Raw genomic sequence first — 242 nt, 5'->3', positions numbered from 1 at the left:
CCTTCCTCCGACTTGAATCACATTAGATCCATCTTATCATTTTGGGAAAAAAGGGCTATAAATAATTATAGGGGGAATATAACATGAATAGTAAAATGACTAAAGAAGAGCTTATTAAACTTGTAGAGCAAATATGTGATCCTAAACTGTCAGATGAGTTAGGTAGTAAGTATATTGATATCTTAAAAGAGAATGTACCTCACCCAGCCCCAAGTGACTTAATCTTTTGGGATTTTAGAGAC

The 242-nt window shown here is 33.9% G+C and carries 1 protein-coding gene; it reads left to right on the top strand.

Features of this window, described 5'->3' with window-relative positions; all coding sequences use genetic code 11:
- Positions 1 to 83: 83 nt before the first annotated feature.
- Positions 84 to 242: hypothetical protein (locus SB658_RS26960; RefSeq protein ID WP_410603574.1), on the top strand; the 159-nt coding region annotated here is incomplete at its 3' end.

This window comes from Bacillus sp. SIMBA_008 (genome assembly GCF_046535495.1).
Taxonomy (GTDB): Bacteria; Bacillota; Bacilli; order Bacillales; family Bacillaceae; genus Bacillus; species Bacillus subtilis.
The sequence above is the reverse complement of the archived record's forward strand: the minus strand, read 5'-3'. Positions and strand labels throughout refer to the sequence as shown.